Source organism: Cohnella rhizoplanae, from assembly GCF_948329515.1.
Classification (GTDB): Bacteria; Bacillota; Bacilli; order Paenibacillales; family Paenibacillaceae; genus Cohnella; species Cohnella rhizoplanae.
On record NZ_CAOJCN010000008.1, the window covers coordinates 171,976 to 191,303 of the forward strand.

Here is a 19,328-nt window from a genome sequence, read left to right on the forward strand (position 1 = left end):
CATATTTCTAATAATACAACATCCCTATGAAAGATTTATGAAAGAATTTGACGTATTATAGACTCCACTACCGCTATATTTGAGGTCATAAAAAATACTCCCTTCTATCTGCTAAACAACGCAGATAGAAGGGAGTCGATTTTTGCTGATTCCCGTAAACCTATTCCCACTCGATCGTCGCCGGCGGCTTCGACGTGATGTCGTAGACGACGCGGTTGACGTCCCGCACTTCGTTGACGATGCGCACGGAGATCTTCTCGAGTACGTCCCACGGGATGCGCGCCCAGTCGGCGGTCATGCCGTCGATCGAGGTGACGGCGCGGATGCCGACGGTGTAAGAATACGTACGTCCGTCGCCCATGACGCCGACGCTCTTCATGCCGGGCAGCGCGGTGAAGTACTGCCAGATCTCGCGGTCGAGCCCGGCCTTGGCGATCTCGTCGCGCAGGATCGCGTCGGATTCGCGGACGATCTCCAGCTTGTCCTCGGTGACCTCGCCCAGCACGCGGATCGCCAGACCCGGACCCGGGAACGGCTGGCGCCAGACGATCGCGTCAGGCAGGCCCAGCTCGGCGCCGACCTTGCGCACCTCGTCCTTGAACAGCGCCTTGAGCGGCTCGACGAGCTTGAACTTCATGTCCTCCGGCAGGCCGCCGACGTTGTGGTGCGACTTGATCGTCTGCGCGGTCGCCGTGCCGCTCTCCACGATGTCGGTGTAGAGCGTGCCCTGCGCCAGGAAGGCGAAGTCGTCGAACTTCGCGGACTCCTCCTCGAAGACGCGGATGAAGTCGCCGCCGATGATCTTGCGCTTCTGCTCGGGATCGCTGACGCCCCGCAGGTTGCCCAGGAAGCGAGCGCTCGCGTCGATCTTGACGACGTTCATATCGAACTTGCCGACGAACGTCTCCATGACGCTCTCGGCTTCGCCCTTGCGCAGCAGGCCGTGGTCGATGAACATGCAGGTGAGCTGATCGCCGATCGCGCGGTGGATGAGCGCCGCGACGACGGACGAGTCGACGCCGCCGGACAGCGCGCACAGTACCTTCTGGTCGCCGACCTCGCGCTTGATCTCCTCGATCATGTCCTCGATGAACGACTCCATGCTCCAGTCGCCCTTGCAATCGCAGATATTATAAAGGAAATTGCGAATCATCTCGTTGCCGTAAACGGAGTGGCGAACCTCCGGGTGAAACTGCACGGCGTACAGACGTCGCTCCGCGTGGCTCATGGCCGCGACCGGCGCATGCGGCGTGCTGGCGTCGACGCGGAAGCCCGCAGGCAGCTCGGTGACGTGGTCGCCATGGCTCATCCAGACGGTCTGGCGCGTCTCGAGATCGCGGATCAGATGCGAATCGGCGACGAAGTCGACGTCGGACTTGCCGTACTCGCGCTTGGACGCAGGTTCGACCTTGCCGCCCTGCTGATGGGTAATGAGCTGCATGCCGTAGCAGATGCCGAGGATCGGGATGCCAAGCTCGTAGACGCCCGGATCGACGGAAGGCGCGCCCTCCGCGTAGACGCTGGCCGGACCGCCGGAGAATACGATGCCCTTGGGCTTCAACGCGCGAAGCTTGTCCGCGGGGGTGTTGTGGGGGAGCAGTTCGCTGTACACGCCGAGATCGCGGATCCGCCTGGCGATGAGCTGGTTATACTGGCCGCCGAAGTCGAGAACCACGATCATTTCATGCTCATGATTAGTCACTGGTTGAACAGAGCCTCCTAAAGGTTGGGCGGGCATCGGCGTCGGTCGTTGCTGCGACGGACGCCCGCCTCATGCCGGATACGCAAATCGATTGTTGTAATTATAGCTTCGCCGCTTCGACAGCGTCAAGGCGATTCGACCTTTTGCGGAAGCGGCTAGGCGCCCCCTTCGCGCGCCGCCGCGAGAACCGCTTCGGCATGGCCCTTCACCCGCACGTTCCGCCATTCGCGGCGCAGAATGCCGGCCTCGTCGATGAGAAACGTCGAACGCACGACGCCCATGTATTCTCTGCCGTACAGCTTCTTGAGCCGCCAGACGCCGTATAATTCTGCCGTCCGGTGGTCTGGATCCGACAGCAGCAAGAACGGCAAGCCGAATTTGTCCGCGAATTTGCGATGCGCCGTGAGGTCGTCAGGACTGATCCCCAGCACGACGGCGCCGGATTCGCCGAACGCCGGATGGGCGTCGCGGAAGTCGCACGATTCCTGCGTGCAGGTCGGCGTATTGTCCTTCGGATAAAAATAAAGCACGACCTTGCGGCCGCGATATTGGCTCAGACGGACGGGACCCTCCGCGCTCTCCAGCTCGAAATCCGGCGCGGGCGAACCGACTTGAAGCGATGCTTCCACTTGCTTCTCTCCTTTTAATCTACAGGTCTCCCCATAGCGTAGCAGATGTTGTTAACGGAGTAAAAGCATGTCGGCGGGCGCGCGGCAATTGACGTTATTTCCCGGGAAAAGAATAACCGGATTCGCCACCCCTCGCGGGCTTGGCGAATCCGGTTATAGGGCGGCTTCCCGCGCAGATCAAGGGGTTTCGGCGTTCGAAAGTTCAATGTCGAGGCTGCATTCGCCCTTGTCTGCCGGCAATTCGACGGTGTAAAATCGCGATCCGGCCTCTTGAACTTCGACATCCTCGCCGTCCAGCAGCGCAGATGCCGGCACCCTGTCGGACACGAAGCCGAACGGCCCGCCGCCCTCGCGGACCCGGATACGGATATGGCCGCGGCTGTCTTCGACACAAGATAGCACCGCGTGCGAACCCGCGAACTTGTCGAGCCGGCCCAGCGGCGCGAACCCGCTCGTCATCGGCACGACGGTCCAGATCGCGCACTCGCCCGGCGCAAGGCTCAGCGGGACCGATTCGCCGCGGCCGACGATATCGGCATGGCCGGAGCCGTGCGCGTGCACGGCGAAGCGTTCGCCGCTCAAGCCCGGCACGTCGCCCGGTCCGACAGCGGCTTCCATGCCGCCCGCCTCCGCGTCGATCCGGAAGATCGCCACCACGCCCGCGCCCCCGGTCGTATTCCACAGCTTCAGCGGCAGCGCTTCCCGCGTCGGATCCCGGAGCAGGCAGTCCGGAGCCGGGACCGCCACCCTGTCGCAGCGAAGCAGCGTGCCGTCGCGGTAGGCGAGCGGCCGCAGCAGCGCGACATCCGTCTGTCCGGGGGGATCGCTCACGTAGACCGGTCCGCCGCTGATCGCACGGAGCAGCGCGCCGGCGCGCGCATCCTGGTGCTCGGACCAGAACATGTCCCAGTCGCCCCAGTAGAATGCGCCGTGCCAATAGGAATTGTATGCATTCTGGAGCGCATGCTCCGCGAAGCCCCGCAGGTCCTGCGGCACGAAATCGTCGCTGCTGCGGGATACGGCGGACTTGGGCCGGTGCCAGACGTTCTCGGCGGCCATGCCCATGCAGTTGATCAATGCCGAATCGAAGTGAAGCGCGACGGAAGCCTCCAGCGAGGCATGCGCGGCAGACGCGGCGTCGCCGTAAGCGTACGCGCCCTCCCAGAAGTTCGACGTCGCGCTCTGGCTGTCGACCTTCACGAAGTCGACGCCCTGCCGGGCCAGCCAGCCGTGCCACCCGTGCCAGAATCCGAACGCCTCGCCGGGCTCCGGCGAAGGCAGCAGCTGTCCGCGGGCGTTCGTCCGCAAGGAGCGGCTGTAGGCGCGCGCCTCGTCGCTCGACGGGTCGATCCCGCCCCAGTAGCCGGCGATCGTATGCCATACGCCCACGTGCGCGACGCCGAACCGGTTTTTCAGCGCGTCGACCGTACGTCCGAGTCCCCCGGGGAACTTCGCCGCGTCCGCCTCGAACCGGGCCAGTTTGCCGTCGCGCACGTCCGACCAGCCGTCGTCGATCATAAACCAGCCGGCGGGTACGCCTAGACGCTGAAGCTCTTCCGCTTTTTGCAGCAGCCCTTCTTCATGGACCCGATGGTAAAAGGCGTCCCAGCTGCACCATCCGACCTTGTCCAGGAGGGGCGGATACGTCTTGTCCTTGCGCAGCATCCCGGGCTTTCCGAGCGACTCGGCAGCCGCGGCGGCGTGGCGTTCGACCATCGCGTACGGATCTTCGCCCTCGCCCAGCACGAACGCCAGCGTATGGATCCGCGTCAGTCCGCTCTGTCCCGGACTCAGCCGCAGCGAGACGCCGGACGCCCAGCCGGACGCGTCGGCTCTGACCGCGCCGCCGCTGACGGGCAGCAATTGCGCGTAGCGGTCGTTCCCGCCGCACAGCAGCAACTGCGTGCGGTCCGGAATCTCCGTCCAGTCCGTGCCGAAGGCAGGCCGCGTCCACCAGTCTTTGTGCTGGTAAACGGCCATCCACCGGCCCGGCTGGCCGCTAGCGCCCAGCCGGATCTCGACGGCGCCGGACACGGCGAACGTCCGCTGGCGTCCGAACGCGCTGTCGTTCGCCAGCGCGGCCTCGATATGTCCCGTCACGCAGTCTCCCGCGTTCCGCAGGATGAGCGTCACGCTGGCGCGGGCGGCTTCGTCAGCGAAGACGTATCTCGCCTCGCCGTTTAGATTTGCGTCGTTATCCGTCGAAGCGGACGTATCCACGGTATTAGGCGAGAGCTGCAGCTCTACTGTCCCTCCGCCCGGATCGGCCAGCTTCACGCTGCAGCGCACAAGCCCGGCGTCCAGACCCGGACCGGAGCCGGAACCCGCCTTGCGCATCCATTCGAACCACATCATGCTTCCCTCCTTCATGCCGTTAAACATGTCCGATCAGTCTTACGGCTCCAGCGCGTGCATCGCGACGGACAGGCTCGCCGCGTCCCCGACGTTCTCGCGCAGCTGCGACGGCAAGATCCTGCAAGCCGCCAGCGACCGGGGCAGCGCCTCGCGCCGCAGCGTCTCCAGCACGATCGGCGCCAGCAGCGGCTCCTGACGGGCATAGATGCTGCCGATGACGATCGCCTCCGGATTCAGCATGTCCACCATCATTGCCAGCCCTCTGCCCAGCTCGATTCCCGTGACGCGGACGACGAGCCGCGCGAGCTCGTCGCCTTCGTGCGCGGCCTCGAAGATCCGGCGCGCCGTCAACCCCCCGGCGTCGGCGGCGTCGATCGTCAGCGCCGTTTTCTTGCCGCCCTGCGCCCATTCCTCGGCCATGCCGATCGCCAGCCTCGCCATGCCGCCGCCGCTGCAGAAGCCCTCGAAGGAGCCGGGCTTGCCATAGCCGAGCGGACCTTCGTCGCGCATGCGAATATGGCCGACTTCGCCGGCCATGTCGTTGGCGCCCGTATACAGGCGTCCGTTCAGGATGAGCCCTGCGCCCATGCCGGTGCCGAAGGTCAGGAACGCCATATGGCGCGTGCCCCTTCCTGCCCCCCAGCGCCATTCGGCCAGCGCGCAGGCGTTGGCGTCGTTCTGCAGCGCCGCCGGCACGCCGAACCGCCCGCGCAGCGGCGTCAGCACGTCGATGCCGTCCCAGCCGGGCAGGTTGGGCGGCGACAGTACGAGTCCGGCTTCGCTATCCAGCGGCCCGCCGCAGCTGACGCCGACGGCGTCCGGCCGGGCTGCCGCACCTTGTTCCGACAGCAGCGCCTCGAGCGCCGCCATCAAGGCCGCCATCGTCTCCTCGGGCGACGATGGCGTGGGAAAGCTCGTTTTCCCCATAATATCGATCCCGCTCTCGGACGCCTCCCCGATGACGGCCGAGCACTTCGTGCCTCCGATATCCAGACCGCCGAGCAACCGCCTCATGGGAAAAACGCCTCCTCGAGCATGATGCACAGCGCGTGATAAATCGGCAGATGCCGCTCCTGGATGTCCGGCGTCCGGTCGTAGGGCACGCGGATCGCGACGTCGCACAACGCCGCCAGCTTGCCGCCACCTCGTCCGGTAAAGGCAATCGTCGCCAGTCCCAGCGACTTGGCGACCTGAACCGCGCGCACCACGTTGGCCGAGTTGCCGGACGTGCTGAACACCGCCAGCGTATCCTCCGGCCTCCCGTAACCATATACTTGCTGCGCGAACACCATGTCCGCCGCCACGTCGTTGATATACGCCGTCGCCAGCGCCGATTGGCTCACCAGCGAGATCGCGGGCAGCGCGCCCTGGAGCCGGTCGGCCAGGTACGCGCCATCCTCCTCGCCCCAGATCGCGAGCCTCTCCCGTTCGCCGGCGCCCAGACGGCGAGGCGACATGAAGCCCTTCATGAGCTCGCCCACCACGTGCTCGCAGTCCGCGGCGCTGCCGCCGTTGCCGGCCAGCAGCATCTTGCCGCCCCGCGCGAACGAAGACCGCGCCGCTTCGTACGCCGCCTCGACATCCGCCCGGCACACGGCCAGCTCCGGATACTTAGCGATCAGTTCCTCCAATGTCCGGCTCAAGCGCGGCACCTCCATTCCATTCATTTAATACAGCCGCCGGCCCTGCTCACCAGTGCCATAGCGGAACTTTTTTCCGCTATCACACTAGCCAGCCTCGCTCACCGGCACCATTAGCGGAACTTTTTTCCGCTATCGCATCCGCCAGCCCCGCTCGCCGAGGCCATAGCGGATCTTTTTTCCGCTATCGCACCCGCCGGCCCCGCTCGCCGACGCCATAGCGGAACTTTTTTCCGCTATCACACTAGCCAGCCTCGCTCGCCGACGCCATAGCGGAACTTTTTTCCGCTATCGCATCCGCCAGCCCCGCTCGCCGAGGCCATAGCGAATCTTTTTTCCGCTATCGCACCTCGCCAGCCTCGCTCACCAGCACCTAGCGGAACTTTTTTCCGCTATCACACCCGCCGGCCCCGCTCGCCGACGCCGTAGCGGAACTTTTTCCGCTATCGCACCCGCCGGCCCCGCTTACCGGCGCCTTTTCCCGCATCAAATCAAACGTCCCGCTCCAGCAGATCCGTCTCCACCGCCCGCAGCTCCCCGTCCCGCGGCACGCGGAACGTCTTGATCTCGCTCGGCCCGAACTCGGCCCGGATCGTGCGCCCGAATCGAGGCAGCGCGATCTCCGCCTGCGTGCGGCGCCCTTCGGTCTCGTAGGCGCGGACGATCAGATCGCCGCTGCCTTCCTCCGCGATCTTGACGGCGCTAACGATGACGTTGTCCGCGGACGACTCCACGTAGGAATCGGCCAGCGGCAGATCGCCCTCGTGATACGTCTCGATGACCGCCGTCGGCCGGCAGTTCAGCTCGGCCGCGCGATGCGCGGTGCCGGCCTCTTCCCAGCCGCCCTCGTGCGGCAGCAGCGAGTAGTTGAACCGCTGGATGCCCTGGTCGATGAACGAATACTCGCCGTCCGGCTCCGGCACCTTCGGATCGTGATGCGCGTAGATCGGGCTGCGCAGCACGGTGAGCGCGAGCTCCTTGCCCGAGATGCTGTAACTGTACTTGGCGTCGTTCAGCAGGCTCACGCCGTAGATCTTGTTCGTCTGGCGCGTCAGCCCCGTGTAGTCGACCCAGCTCTGTCCCGGCTCCTCTTCGCCGTTGTGCTCGCGCTGGATCGTGCCGTAAGGGACTTCGTACGTATGCTTGCTGAAGATGACGTTGATCGGGAAGACAAGCTTAAGCATCTTAAACTTCTCGCGCCAATCCACGGTCACGCTGACGTCGATCAGCTCGCGGTCCGCGTACATCGCGAAGTCCTGCACCAGCTTCGAATCGCCGTAACGGCTCACGACGCGAATCACCGATTTGACCGGCCCGTGCTCGATGCGAGATACCTTAACCGCCTTAAATTCCCCGGCGACCTTGTTAAAATGAAGCACGTCGTGGCTCCACGTATCCGACTTGTCGTCGATGACGACCGCGCGGGCGGCCTGCCCGGCGAATACGTCGTGCTCCGCCTTCTTGTCCCGCAGACTTTTGATCGCGCCGGAGTCGCGGTCGAACTCGAGCCGGAAGCGGCCGTTCTCGAGCACCAGGTTGCTCGCCGCGATCGGCGCGCCGACGGCCTTGAGCGACTCGGACGCCGCGACCAGCTTGTAGGTGCGGTAGCCCAGCGGCGGCAGCTCCGCCATGAAGCTCAGGCGATAGCGCCCGCCGGAGGTCGCCTGCGACTGCACCGTCTGGAACGGCACCGGCGTATCGTTGTCGTCCGTCAGCATGGTTTGCGGCCCGATGCCCCCGACCTCGAGCTCCACATTGACTTTGCTCGCCCAGGCATGCGGATTGAAGACAACGATCGGCTTCATCCCCTCGTCCTGACCGATGCCGACGCGCCAGGAGATCGACTGCACCGCGTCGTTCAGCGCGCGGTCCGCGATCGCCATCGCTTCGCCGAACAGATAGCGCGCATCGTCGTAGGCGGCCTCGAGGCTCGTGCCCGCGAGAATGTCGTGGAATTGGTTAAAAAGTACGTTTTTCCACGCGCGGCCGAACGCTTCGAGCGGATAAGGCTGCCCCGTAATCCAGGAGGCGAGCGCCGAATACTTCTCCGCGGCGGCGAGACGGTTCTCTGCCTGGCGGTTCCACTGCTTGATGCCGGAGTGCGCGCTGTAGCAGCCGCTCGCATGGTGCTGAAGATCATCATGGACGACCGGAAACGACAGCCCGGACGCCTCCATGTCGGAGAAATATTGGTCGGGCGTCGCGAAGACGAGTTTCGGCAGCTCCGGGTCTTCGTTCAGCGCGCGGATGCTCTCGATATTCTCCTTGGTCGGGCCGCCGCCGTGGTTGCCGACGCCGTAGAAGAACAGCAGGTCGTTCAGGGGCTCCTTGAACTCGCCGAGCGCGCGTCGCACGTGACCGCTCAGCTCCTTGCCCCAAGACAGGTACTCGAACATGATGCGGAACGTCAGCACCTTGGAGCCGTCGTCCGACTGCCACCAGAACAGCCGGCTCGGGAGCCCCTTCTCGTTTGGCATCGGCCGCATCATGACGTAGTAGTCCATGCCGCTCTTTTTCAGAATCTGCGGAAGCATGCCGTTGTGGCCGAAACTGTCGACGTTGTAACCGACCTTCGCCGTCACGCCGAACTTCTCCATAAAGTAGCGCTGTCCGTACAGACCCTGCCGCACGAACGACTCCCCGCTCGGGATGTTGCAGTCGGGCTGAATCCACCAGCCGCCGACGATATTCCAGCGCCCTTCGGCGACCCGCTTGCGGATCTCCTCGAACATGTCCGGCGCGTTATTCTCCACCCATTCGTACATGGCGGCCGAGCTGGACGTGAAGACGAAGTCGTCGTACTCGTTCATCCGGTCGAGCGCCGAGCGGAACGTCGCCTTGACCTCCTGGAAGCCCTCCTGCCATTGCCACAGCCATACCGGGTCCAGGTGGGCGTTGCCGATCATGTATAGTTTTCTGTGCTTCATTTAAACGATATCCCCTTCCGTCAGGCGGGCGCCGCCTATGCGGTCCAGCGCCTCGTCGTAGTCTGTGAAAATGCCCGCGCATACCGCAGCGTGCACGGCTGCGCCGAAGGCGGCTTCCTCCCGCGCCTCGGCGAGCTCGAGCGGCGCGCCGAGGCGCTCCTCCAGCAGCCGGCGCAGCGCCGGGTTGCGGCGGATGCCGTTGCCCGCGCCGACATAGCGGCGCACCCCGACCCGCAGGCACGGCGGCAGCTGCGCGGCAAACGCGGCCAGCTCGTCCGCGACGCCCGCCAGCATGCCGGCGGTCAGCGCCTGCGGCGTCAGCGTCGCCGGCGTGAGCCCGGCGACCGTGGCCGTGCGGTCCGGCTCGGCGCGCGTCCCGAAAAACGCGGCGTCGACGCGCGGCAGCGCGCGCCCCTCATCGAGCGCCGCCAGCGCCCAGCGGTTCATCGCGGCGTATAGCCGCTCGTCCGACACGCCGCCCTCGCCGCCGCCGAGCGTCTCCGCGATCTCGCGGTAGAGCCCGGCGAGCAGCGCGTAGGACTTGCCGCCGCCGAGCGACGCGCCCGCCAGCAGCCAGCCGCCGCCTGGAAATGGCCGCAGCTCGAGACCGGACGCGGGCCGGACCGGCTCCGGCGAATAGAGCGACAGCTGCGCGCCCGTCCCCACGTTGAGGAGCAGGCAGCCCGCGAGCGCCGGCGCCGCCCCGAGATAGCTCGCCTGGTTGTCGCCGATGGCGGCGGCGACCGGAATGCCGCCCGGCGTCGTGCCGACGCGTGCGCCGGACGGTACGGCCAGTTCCGGCAGCAGCGCAGCGTCGATGCCGGCGCGCGCGGCCGCAGCCGTGTCGAACGATCGGCTGCGGACATCGAACAAGCCCAGGCTCGCCGCCTGCGTGGCGTCGATGAGCGGCGCCGCCCTGCCTGCAAGACGCATCGCGGCGTAGTCGCCGACGGTGCACAGCTTGGCGGCCGCCGCGGGGACGCCGCCTGTCCGGCGAAGCACGTCGTGCGTCAGCAAGCCGTAGCCTGACGGAACGGGATACCCGCTGAGCGCCTCGAGCCGCTGCCGATAGGTCGTCGCTCCAGGCGCATCTTGCTCCTGCTCCTGCTCCGCGACCTGACGCTCGCCCCGTCCGTCCTGCCATGTATAGAGCGGACTGACAGCCCTTCCGCGATCGTCCACATAGAGGATGCCGTGCATCTGCGCGGAGATCCCGATCGCCGCCGTCTCGGGCAGCAGGTCGCGCCACGCCTCGATCATCTCGACCAGCTCATCCACGATCCGGTCCGGATCCTGGGTCCGCTCGTCCGGCGCCGCAGCGGGCAGCGCCGCCGGATTCATCCGGACGATCGTGCGCGCCGCGCTGCCGTCCCGCGTATCGACCGCGGTCGCGCAGAGCGAGGTCGTGCCGATATCGAGGCCGATTACGTATGGCTTTTGCGCCTCGTGCACTTTCGCTTTCTGCGCAGCGTTCTCCGCATTTTCTGGCATAGACATCCTCCATTTGGCAGCTCGTTCTCAAGCAACGTTATTCAGAGCTGCACCGCTCATTCTCGGCACCGCTTTAGTCCAGCCCTTCCAGCCCGTACAGCTCGATTACGTTCCCGCGGAAGATGCGGTCCGCGAAGCCGATCGCCTCCGCCTCGGTCAACGCCCCGGCCTCTACCTTTTCGCTGAGCGTCTCGGCCACGATGCGCCTCGCCAGCTTCAGGTGGGCGTAGGTGCCTTCGATATGATTGTAGTCGCCGCCGAAGCCCTGGATCTTGCTCGCCGGCACCATCTCGATCGCCTGATGCAGCGTCTGCTTGGCCGCGGTCGGCGTGATGATGTAGATCCACGTGAAGTCCATGTACGCGTTCGGGAAATTTTTGACCATGCTAAGGTAGACTTGGTGATAAGGAAAACCGGCGTGCAGCAGCACGAAGCGCGCGTCCGGGTAATCCAGCAGCAAAGGCACGAGGTGCTCGGCGTTGGATCGCCCGATGATGTTGCCGTCGCCCGATACGCTCGTCTCGTGGTGGCCGGTATGGATCTGCACGGGCAGGCCGATCGCGGTCGACCGCTCGATGACATGCCGGATGATATAGTCCTGCAGCGGCCGCAGCTCGCTCCCCGTCATCTCGGCGCCGCTCAGCAGGCGATCGTACACGCGCTCGGCATCGCTGAGCGTCGGACTGCCGCAGGCCAGGGTCCTCCAGTAAGCGTGACCCAGCTTGGTCGCGACCATGCCTTCTTGCTTGTATCGTTGCAGCAGGCCGTCCGTCGCGTCCAGGTATGCGCGGAACGAACGCGCGACCGCGTCCTTGTCCATCGCGCGCCAGACCGCGAGGAGGTCCTCCGTCGTATGCAATCGGAATGTAAAATCGAGGAACATGATCGGGCGGAACCGGTCATAGCCGAGATCCGTCGTCTGGATGAGCGTGAAGGCCAGGTCGATGCCCGACCGCTCGCCGAGCACCTCGTCGTACCAGCCCGGATTCGCGCTGGCCGCGAGCACGCTCGCATTGGCTTGCAGGATGCCGTCCGCGTTCCATTCCCGGAGGCCGTGAAGCTCTTCCATCGCCTGCTTGAACATGCGGGCGTATGTGGTGTTGGACGTGCGTTGCCAGTACTTGAGAAAGATCGAGGCCCGTTCTTGGTCGGACAAGCCCAGACGCCGGTCGAGCGCGCCGCGTTTCATGCCGGCGGTGATCAGGTCTGATTCCAGATAGTGCAGCAGCGAGAACAAGTCGTGATTCTCCCTGCGGCGAATCTCTGGCGTCGCCAAGTGTTCGTGCGCGTCGATAATTCGGAGCTGCCGGATGTGATCGTGTATGGTTTGCATCTCTTCTGTCTCTCCTTCCGCTAGCCCGTGCGGCGTATGGGGGGCGTCCGTCCGGCGCCTGGCCGGCGGTTCGCGGGAACGTTCCCGCTTTGTCGCCGGCCCGGCGCCGCGCAGCGGCTTAAGCCGCAACGATCGGCCGTCCCTCCTACTGCCGCTCTTTCAAACCTTAACCTCAGTCGACCTTCAGGTCTGGGAAGGCGTTTTTAACTTCCTTCTTGAAGCTCGCCACGACTTTGTCGTAATCGGTCTTGTTGGCGATGCCTTGGCCCGCCGTCTTGCGCCACAGGCTCAGGATGTCCTCGCCGTACTTGTCGGCGGACAGCGCCGGCAGCTTCGTGACGGTATCGTAGTAAGGCTTCAGGACGTTCTGGTCGCCGAAGAAGCTCGACTTGAACGAATCCATGTTGTCTTGATAAACCGTAGCGAGTCCAGGCATGTTGCCCGTCTTGCCGAGGTTGTACGTCTGCCATTCGGAGCTGGCGATATACTTGATGAATTCATAGGCAAGCTCTTTGTTCGGCGACTTGTCGTAGATGCCGCGGTACGTGCCGCCGGTGTAGAAGCCGAGCGGCGTCGGCGCGACGCCGAACTTGCCGACAGCCTTGTCGTCCTTGTTGTCGATCATGAAGCCGGCCCATGCGGGCATCGACGTCAGCACGACCGTGCCGCTGTTCAGCGCCGTGCCCCAGCCTGCCGACATGAATTCCAGCTTGGCGTCGACGTTGTTATCGCGGATCTTTTGCTGCGTCTCATAGGTTTCTTTCCACTTCGGATCGATGACCAACGCGCCGTCCTTGACCCACGGTTCGGTGTTGTACGCCATAATGTCGAACAGGTCGCCCGCGTTCTCGATCAGGTGAACCTTGCCGCCGCTTTGCTCATATACCTTCTTGCCGGTCTCGATCAGCTTATCCCAGTCGCTCACCATCGCGCCGATCTCTGCAGCGTCGTCGGTACCCAGATATTGCTTGGCCGTATCCTTCAGGTACCAGAAGCCGCCCGGGGAGGAGTGGTCGGAGACCGCCTTCAGCTTGCCGTCGGAGGAACGTCCGAGGCCTTGCACGTAAGGCACGTAGTCCTTGACGAGGTCTTCCGCGCCCATCCCGGACAGGTCGGCCAGGAACTTGGAGTCGATGAACTTGCCGATGTAGCCGCGCTCCAGGTCGAAGATATCCGGCAGGTCCTTGCCGCTCTGCAGCGCCGTCAGCAGCTTCGTTTGATATTGGTCGCCGGGGAACATTTTGACCTCAACCTGTACGCCCGGGTTCTTTTCCATGAACTTGGCCGCCATGTCGTTCACCTGGTCGAAGAACGTCCAGATGACGAGCTTGCCGGAGAGCGCGCTAGGCGCCTCGGATTCAGAGGCCGGGGCCGAAGAGGATGCCGAAGGCGAGGCGGGGTCGGAAGCCGACTGGGATGCCGATGCCGAAGACGATGGGGATGCATTGTTGCCGTTGTTGCCGCCGCATGCGGACAGCAGCGTCAGGATGAGAATGAGCGCCAGCGATACGGGAAGCCATGATTTTCTTTTCAAAGCAATCGCCCCTTTAAGATCGTTAGTGAAAAAGCTTGGCCTTGCCGTACTGCGCGTTGCTTGCTGCCGTTGACTGCGCTTACACAACTCGCCTCAGTCCCTATGGACCCGCATCACCTCTTTCGCGGAGCTTCTGCCATTGACATTGCCGGTATTCAGCCGCTGATCAGCCCTTGACCGCGCCGGCCGCCACGCCGCTGATGATCTGCTTGGACATGAAGGCGAAGAACACGAGCAGCGGAATGACCGAGATGGCGATGCCGACGTACTGGGCGCCGAAGTCGGAGGAGAACGCCGACTTGACGCTGGCGATCATGACGGGAAGCGTCTGCTTGTCGTTGTCGAACAGGATGATCATCGGAGTCAGGAAGTCGTTCCATTTGCCGATGAAGGAGAAGATGGCGAGCGTCGCGATCGCCGGCCCCATGAGCGGCAGCACGATGCGGTGGAAGATGCGGAACTCTCCGCACCCGTCGATCCGCCCGGATTCGATGATCTCGTCGGGGATCGAGGCGTCCGCGAACTGTCGCATCAGGAAGATGCCGAACGCGTTGTACAGCGATTGGAGCAGCAGCGGCCAGTACGTGTCGGTCAACTGCAGCATGCTCATGACCTTGTAGAAACCGATGATGCCGAGCTGCCCGGGGATCATCATCGTGCCGAGCACGAACAGGAACAGGAAACCCCGGTAGCGGAAGCGGTACTTGGAAAAGCCGAAGCCGGCCAGCGCCGCGAAGTAGACGTTAAGGAGCGTCCCCGTGACCGCGATGAACACCGTGTTCGCGAAGCCGCGCCAGATGTTGACGGAACCGACGAGCCGGTCGTAATTGTTAGCCAGCTCCGTACCGGGCCAGAGAAGAAGCTTGCTCGCGATATCCGAGTTCGCGTGGGTCGACGTGATCAGCATGCTGTAAAAGGGAACGAGACAAATGAACGTGACGGCAGCCAGCAAGAGATACAGCATGGCTTTGGTGTGGGTATATCCGGATCTCATAAGCGAGGCGCCTCCTATTCCTTCGTTCTCGTGGCCAGCGTAGTTACCGCGGTGAAGAACATGACGACGACGAAAATGCCGTAGGCGACGGCGGAGCCGTAGCTGTAATCGAAGTTCTTGAATGCGGTCTCATACAGGTACATAATCATCGTCCGCGTCGAGTTCCCCGGTCCGTCTCCCAGCATGAGCGGCGCATCGAACAGCTGCAGGCCGCCGATGACCGAGGTAATGAAGGTGAACAGCATGACCGGACGCAGCAGCGGAAGTATAATCTGGCGGATGATGACCGGCTTGGTCGCTCCGTCCACCTCGGCGGCCTCGTAGACTTCCTTGGAGATGCCCTGGAGACCGGCGATGAAGATAATGAGGTTGAAGCCGAAGTATTGCCAGCAGATGACGCCGGCGACGATGATTCGGGACCACCACGGATTGTTGAACCAGTTCACCGGGTCGTTGATGAGGCCGATATTCATGAGCGCCTTGTTGATGCTGCCCGTCTGCCAGTCGAACATGAGGCTGAACAGGACGCCGAGCGTGACCGGCGTGACGATATGCGGGAAGTAGAATACGGCCCGGAAAAAGTGCTTGCCCCGGATGAACCGCTCGTTCAGGATCAGCGCGAGCCCTAGCGCGAGAATGATCTGCGGCACGATCGACATGATCCAGATGATCAGCGTGCTGCCGATCGTCTGGAAGAAAAAGCTGTCGTGGATCAGCCGAGTATAGTTGGCGGCGCCGACGTATACCGGATCGCTGAAGCCGTCCCACTTGGTCAGGCTGAGATAAAAGGTATACAGGATCGGCGCGAGGCCGACGAGCAGGAAGCCGATGAAGAACGGCGCGATGAAAATATAACCGTAGAAGGACTTGTTGATTTTCGTGTTCATGCGCATCAACCCTCTTTTAATCAGATGGAAGTCGGTCTGTCGCAGGAATCGCGTACGATCAGATGCGGCTTCAGCAGGCTGTAGGAGCGGCTGTCTATACGTTCGTCTTCCCCCTCGATCCGGCGGAACAGCCCCTCGGCCGCGAGCATGCCGATCTCCTGGAACGGCTGCCGCACGGTCGTGAGCGACGGGAACACCCACTCCGAGATCGAGATATCGTCGAAGCCGACGAGCGAGAGCCGCGACGGCACGCTGAGGCCTTGCTCCTGGATGGCCCGCAGCGCGCCGATCGCCGTCTCGTCGTTCGAGGCGACGACGGCGGTGAAGCCGCCCGCCTTGAGCAGCCGGCGCATCGCTTCGTATCCGCCCTGGTTGCTCCAGTCGGACTCCGCGATCCAGGCCGGGTTCTCGGTCAGGCCGAGCGCCTCCATCGATTGCCGGAAGCCCTTGAGCCGGTACTTGCTCGCTCCGGCATGCGGCGGGCCCGCGATGTAGGCAATCTCCCGGTGTCCGAGGCCGTGCAGGTAGCGCACGATCTCCTCGAGACCGGCGGCGTTGTCGACGTCGACCGACATCAGCCCCTCCATCTCGCCATGGTCGCCGACGAGCGCCACCGGATACTCCGAGTCCCGGAACACGGCCAAGTCCTCCGCGGTCCGTTTCTGGAAGCTGACGAGGATCAGCCCGTCGACCTGTCCCTCGTACAACAGCGACAAGAACTCCCGCTCGCTGCCGTAGTTCGACGTCCAGCTGTAGAAGATGCAGTTAAAGCCCCTGCGGCCGGCGACGATCTCGATCCCCCGTATGATGCCCGAGTAGAACACGTTAGAGATATTGTCGACGACGACGCCGATCGTATTCGTCTTGTCCATGACCAGCCTTCTTGCGTTGGCGTTGCGGTGAAAGTTAAGCTCCTCGATCGCCCGGTCCAACGCCTCTTGCGTGGCGCGCTTGACCTTCTGCCCGTTGAGATATCGCGATACCGTGCTCTTGGACGTGTTGGCCAGCCTGGCGACGTCGTGAATGGTAGGTCCCATGTTTCGTCCTGCTTTCCTTGAATGGTTTAGGTCCCGGCAGTTTGCGGCGGCTTAACGAAGGCACGGCGCGGTTTCACATTTTCGGGAACGTTCCCATTTTAACACGACGCTTGGACTCGCGATACCGTTTATAACGATCTTTAACGCTCTGAACTTTCTCTTGCCGCTCCACGGCGCGTTAACTCACTTCTCTCGAAGAATCGAACCGCCGGACGATCGCTGCCTCGCTCCTTAGCGAACGGCCCCTTTCTAGACCTCAACCAACACGACGCAAGAAAAAATACGCTTACAAACATTTTGGGAACGTTCCAATTTTAGCTGAAAAAAAGAGAGCCTTTTCATGTGACCGTTTCCAAATGGCTACCGAATAATACGATTGCGGTATTACGATTGCGGTAATACGGTTGCCGAATAGTTGCTACTGTAAGTCGGGTTGGCATGAGGGCCAGATGAAATGGATCTGATGGATCTGATGGATCTGATGGATCTGATGGATCTGATGGATCTGATGGATCTGATGGATCTGATGGATCTGATGGATCTGATGGATCTGATAGCTCTGATGCATCATCGGGACTTCGCCTGATTGGGAACGTTCCCAAAAAATCGATTTGAATATTTACATGGCAATCATACAAAATGAAACATTGCATGTCAATAGCCTTTATATCGGTCTTGCCAGCGCTGCGTCTCCCGGGTATAGTAAAACTAATAAACACGCGCGTGAAGCACACCGCCTCTCCCTTCGGAGACGGCGGTGTTTTTTATTGCCCTTAAGGAGGAAGCATCATGTTCGAGGAAATGTATGAAACCTGGCTGGAACAACAGCGGCGAGGCCGCAAAGGAGAATCGCTCCGCAGGTTGCTGGAGGGCCACGCGCACAATGAGTCTCTATTTGTAAAAGGGATCTGGCTGAGCGCGGTGGGCCATCTGGAATTTCTGCATGCCGAGTATGAAGTGCCCGGATTCGGTGAAAGTTCTTTTTTCGTCGATCACGCATATCTCAGATCTCCGTACAAGATTGCCTGGGAGATCGATGACTTCAGCACGCACGGCCAACATGCTAGCCGACGCACGTTCGAATATGAGCGCGATCGACAAAATCAGCTGGTGTTGGACGGCTGGACCGTATTTCGCATTCCGTTAGATACCATACGAGAGCGGCCGCGCAAGTGCCAACAATTCATATTGCATACGCTAGGCAGGCTATATGGTGACCTCGGCGGCGCCAAGGAGATCACGCTGCCGCTTAAGCACAGGGAAATCGTGCGGTTCGCCAACAAGCTCCAGCAACCTTTCAAGCCAGGTGACGTTTGTGAACTGCTGGGAGTCAGCGATCGGCATGCGCGAATGCTGCTACGCGAGTTGGCCGACAGCGGCTGGCTTGAAAAGTGCGCCGGCATTCAACGCGCAAGAGCTTACCGTCTTGGAAAACGCGCTTTTTAGTTGCGTTCCCGTATCCGCGAACGCATTCAACGGCGATCGAGCTGCGACAGCTGCCGATAGCGGATATTTATTCCGCTATTCGCCCAGCAACGGCGATCAAGCTGCGATAACGGAACTTCTTTCCGTTATTGTGTGAGAATGCGCGGCTTGAATGCCGATAGCGGAAATTTATTCCGCTATCCGCCCCAGCAACGGCGATCAAGCTGCGATCTCGGAACTTTTTTCCGTTATTGTGTGAGAGTGAGCGGCTTGAATGCCGATAGCGGATATTTATTCCGCTATCCGCCCCAGCAACGGCGATCATGCTGCGATAGCGGAACTTTTTTCCGTTATTGTATGAGAGTGCGCGGCTTGGATGCCGATAGCGGATATTTATTCCGCTATTCGCCCAGCAACGACGATTATGCTGCGATAACGGAACTTTTTTCCGTAATTGTGCAAGCGTGCGGGACTTGAATGCCGGTAGCGGATATTTATTCCGCTATCCGCCCCAGCGAAGGCGATCAAGCGTGCGATGCGGAACCTTTTTCCATTCCAGGCGCGCCTTAGCTTCCTGCCCCCCTGTATTTGGTGACGCCTCGATTCCACACGGCGAGGCTGATGCCTGCGGCGATCAGGCCGACGACCGGCGTCATCCACGCCATGAAGACGTCGCGGTGCGCCTCGAGGAAGAACATCGCCGGGTAGACGCCGACGAAGGCGAACGGCAGCACCCAGGTGAGCAGGAAGCGGATGCCCCGGTTGTAGATCTGGATCGGGTAGCGGCCGTAGTTCTGTATGTTGTACATGAGCGGGATGATGCCCGTCGGCGCGTCGGAGTAGAACGAGATCGCGGCGAGCGACACGTAGATGCCCGTATAGATGAGCACCGAGCCCAGCACCATGACGATGAGGACGATCGGATCGTACCAGTCGAACGTCAGCCCCAGCTTCGCCCACGCGGTGCCCATGATGCCGAGGCCGACCAGCGAGGAGACGAGCGACGGCGGGTCCACGTTTTCCAGCATGACCTGCGCGAGCGAGTGGGCGGGACGCGTCAGCACGCGGTCCATCTCGCCTTTGATGATATAGCGGTCGCCGAAGTTCCACAGATTCGTGAAGGCGCCGAATACGCCCTGAGCGATCATGTAGTAGCCATAGACGAACACGACCTCCGACTCGCTCCAGTCGCCGAGCGTCGGCGTGTGCTGGAATACGATGAAGATGAATACGAGATTCGTCAGCGAGAACAGCAGGTCGCTCACGACCTCCACCCAAAAATCGGCGCGGTAGGTCAGCTTCACTTTCACATAGTTGGCGATATATTCTTTGAACAGTCCGAACGTATAGCCCAATCTGGACAGTCTCATCTTC

General features: G+C 62.4%; 15 protein-coding genes. 2 read left to right on the forward strand and 13 right to left on the reverse strand.

Annotated elements, in window-relative coordinates; all coding sequences use genetic code 11:
• Positions 1–160 precede the first annotated feature (160 nt).
• The 12 genes from guaA to PQG80_RS14425 all read right to left on the reverse strand — a co-directional run bounded on the left by guaA (position 161) and on the right by PQG80_RS14425 (position 16,529).
• Complete coding sequence (guaA, locus tag PQG80_RS14370) at positions 161–1,681, reverse strand: glutamine-hydrolyzing GMP synthase (protein WP_271752123.1); 1,521 nt, start codon at positions 1,679–1,681, stop codon at positions 161–163.
• A 176-nt stretch (positions 1,682–1,857) separates the two neighbouring features.
• Complete coding sequence (locus PQG80_RS14375; RefSeq protein ID WP_271752059.1) at positions 1,858–2,331, reverse strand: peroxiredoxin; 474 nt, start codon at positions 2,329–2,331, stop codon at positions 1,858–1,860.
• 177 nt (positions 2,332–2,508) lie between these two features.
• Positions 2,509–4,686: a Sip1-related alpha-galactosidase gene (locus PQG80_RS14380; protein ID WP_271752061.1), complete on the reverse strand. Its 2,178-nt coding sequence runs from the start codon at positions 4,684–4,686 to the stop codon at positions 2,509–2,511.
• Positions 4,687–4,725: 39 nt separating this feature from the next.
• Positions 4,726–5,700, reverse strand: a complete 975-nt coding sequence (locus PQG80_RS14385; protein ID WP_271752062.1) for an ROK family protein — start codon at positions 5,698–5,700, stop codon at positions 4,726–4,728.
• A complete protein-coding gene (locus PQG80_RS14390) occupies positions 5,697–6,329 on the reverse strand; it encodes a D-sedoheptulose-7-phosphate isomerase (protein WP_271752063.1) in 633 nt (210 codons plus the stop codon). Before PQG80_RS14390 ends, PQG80_RS14385 begins: the two co-directional genes overlap by 4 nt.
• Positions 6,330–6,817: 488 nt before the next feature.
• Entirely contained in the window at positions 6,818–9,253 is a 2,436-nt protein-coding gene (locus PQG80_RS14395) for an alpha-mannosidase (protein ID WP_271752064.1), read from the reverse strand.
• Positions 9,254–10,744, reverse strand: coding sequence for a sedoheptulokinase (locus PQG80_RS14400; protein ID WP_271752065.1), 1,491 nt, complete (start codon positions 10,742–10,744; stop codon positions 9,254–9,256). It lies immediately after the preceding gene.
• Positions 10,745–10,817: 73 nt separating this feature from the next.
• The gene (locus tag PQG80_RS14405; protein ID WP_271752066.1) at positions 10,818–12,077 is read right to left on the reverse strand and encodes an amidohydrolase family protein; all 1,260 of its coding nucleotides are present in this window, start codon (positions 12,075–12,077) and stop codon (positions 10,818–10,820) included.
• Between the two features lie 172 nt (positions 12,078–12,249).
• A complete protein-coding gene (locus tag PQG80_RS14410) occupies positions 12,250–13,611 on the reverse strand; it encodes an ABC transporter substrate-binding protein (protein ID WP_271752067.1) in 1,362 nt (453 codons plus the stop codon).
• A gap of 166 nt (positions 13,612–13,777) precedes the next feature.
• The gene (locus PQG80_RS14415) at positions 13,778–14,605 is read right to left on the reverse strand and encodes a carbohydrate ABC transporter permease (protein WP_271752068.1); all 828 of its coding nucleotides are present in this window, start codon (positions 14,603–14,605) and stop codon (positions 13,778–13,780) included.
• 14 nt (positions 14,606–14,619) lie between these two features.
• Positions 14,620–15,492: a carbohydrate ABC transporter permease gene (locus PQG80_RS14420; RefSeq protein ID WP_271752069.1), complete on the reverse strand. Its 873-nt coding sequence runs from the start codon at positions 15,490–15,492 to the stop codon at positions 14,620–14,622.
• A gap of 20 nt (positions 15,493–15,512) precedes the next feature.
• Entirely contained in the window at positions 15,513–16,529 is a 1,017-nt protein-coding gene (locus PQG80_RS14425; RefSeq protein ID WP_271752070.1) for a LacI family DNA-binding transcriptional regulator, read from the reverse strand.
• Between the two features lie 454 nt (positions 16,530–16,983).
• Here PQG80_RS14425 and PQG80_RS14430 point away from each other — a divergent pair, with 454 nt between their 5' ends.
• Complete coding sequence (locus tag PQG80_RS14430) at positions 16,984–17,115, forward strand: hypothetical protein (protein WP_271752071.1); 132 nt, start codon at positions 16,984–16,986, stop codon at positions 17,113–17,115.
• A gap of 203 nt (positions 17,116–17,318) precedes the next feature.
• Positions 17,319–17,975 carry a DNA-binding response regulator gene (locus tag PQG80_RS14435; RefSeq protein ID WP_271752072.1) on the forward strand — a complete coding sequence of 219 codons (657 nt, stop codon included), beginning with the start codon at positions 17,319–17,321 and terminating at the stop codon, positions 17,973–17,975.
• 545 nt (positions 17,976–18,520) lie between these two features.
• On the opposite strand, the gene PQG80_RS14440 is transcribed toward PQG80_RS14435, so the two are convergent.
• Complete coding sequence (locus PQG80_RS14440; protein WP_271752073.1) at positions 18,521–19,324, reverse strand: ABC transporter permease; 804 nt, start codon at positions 19,322–19,324, stop codon at positions 18,521–18,523.
• Between the last annotated feature and the right edge of the window lie 4 nt (positions 19,325–19,328).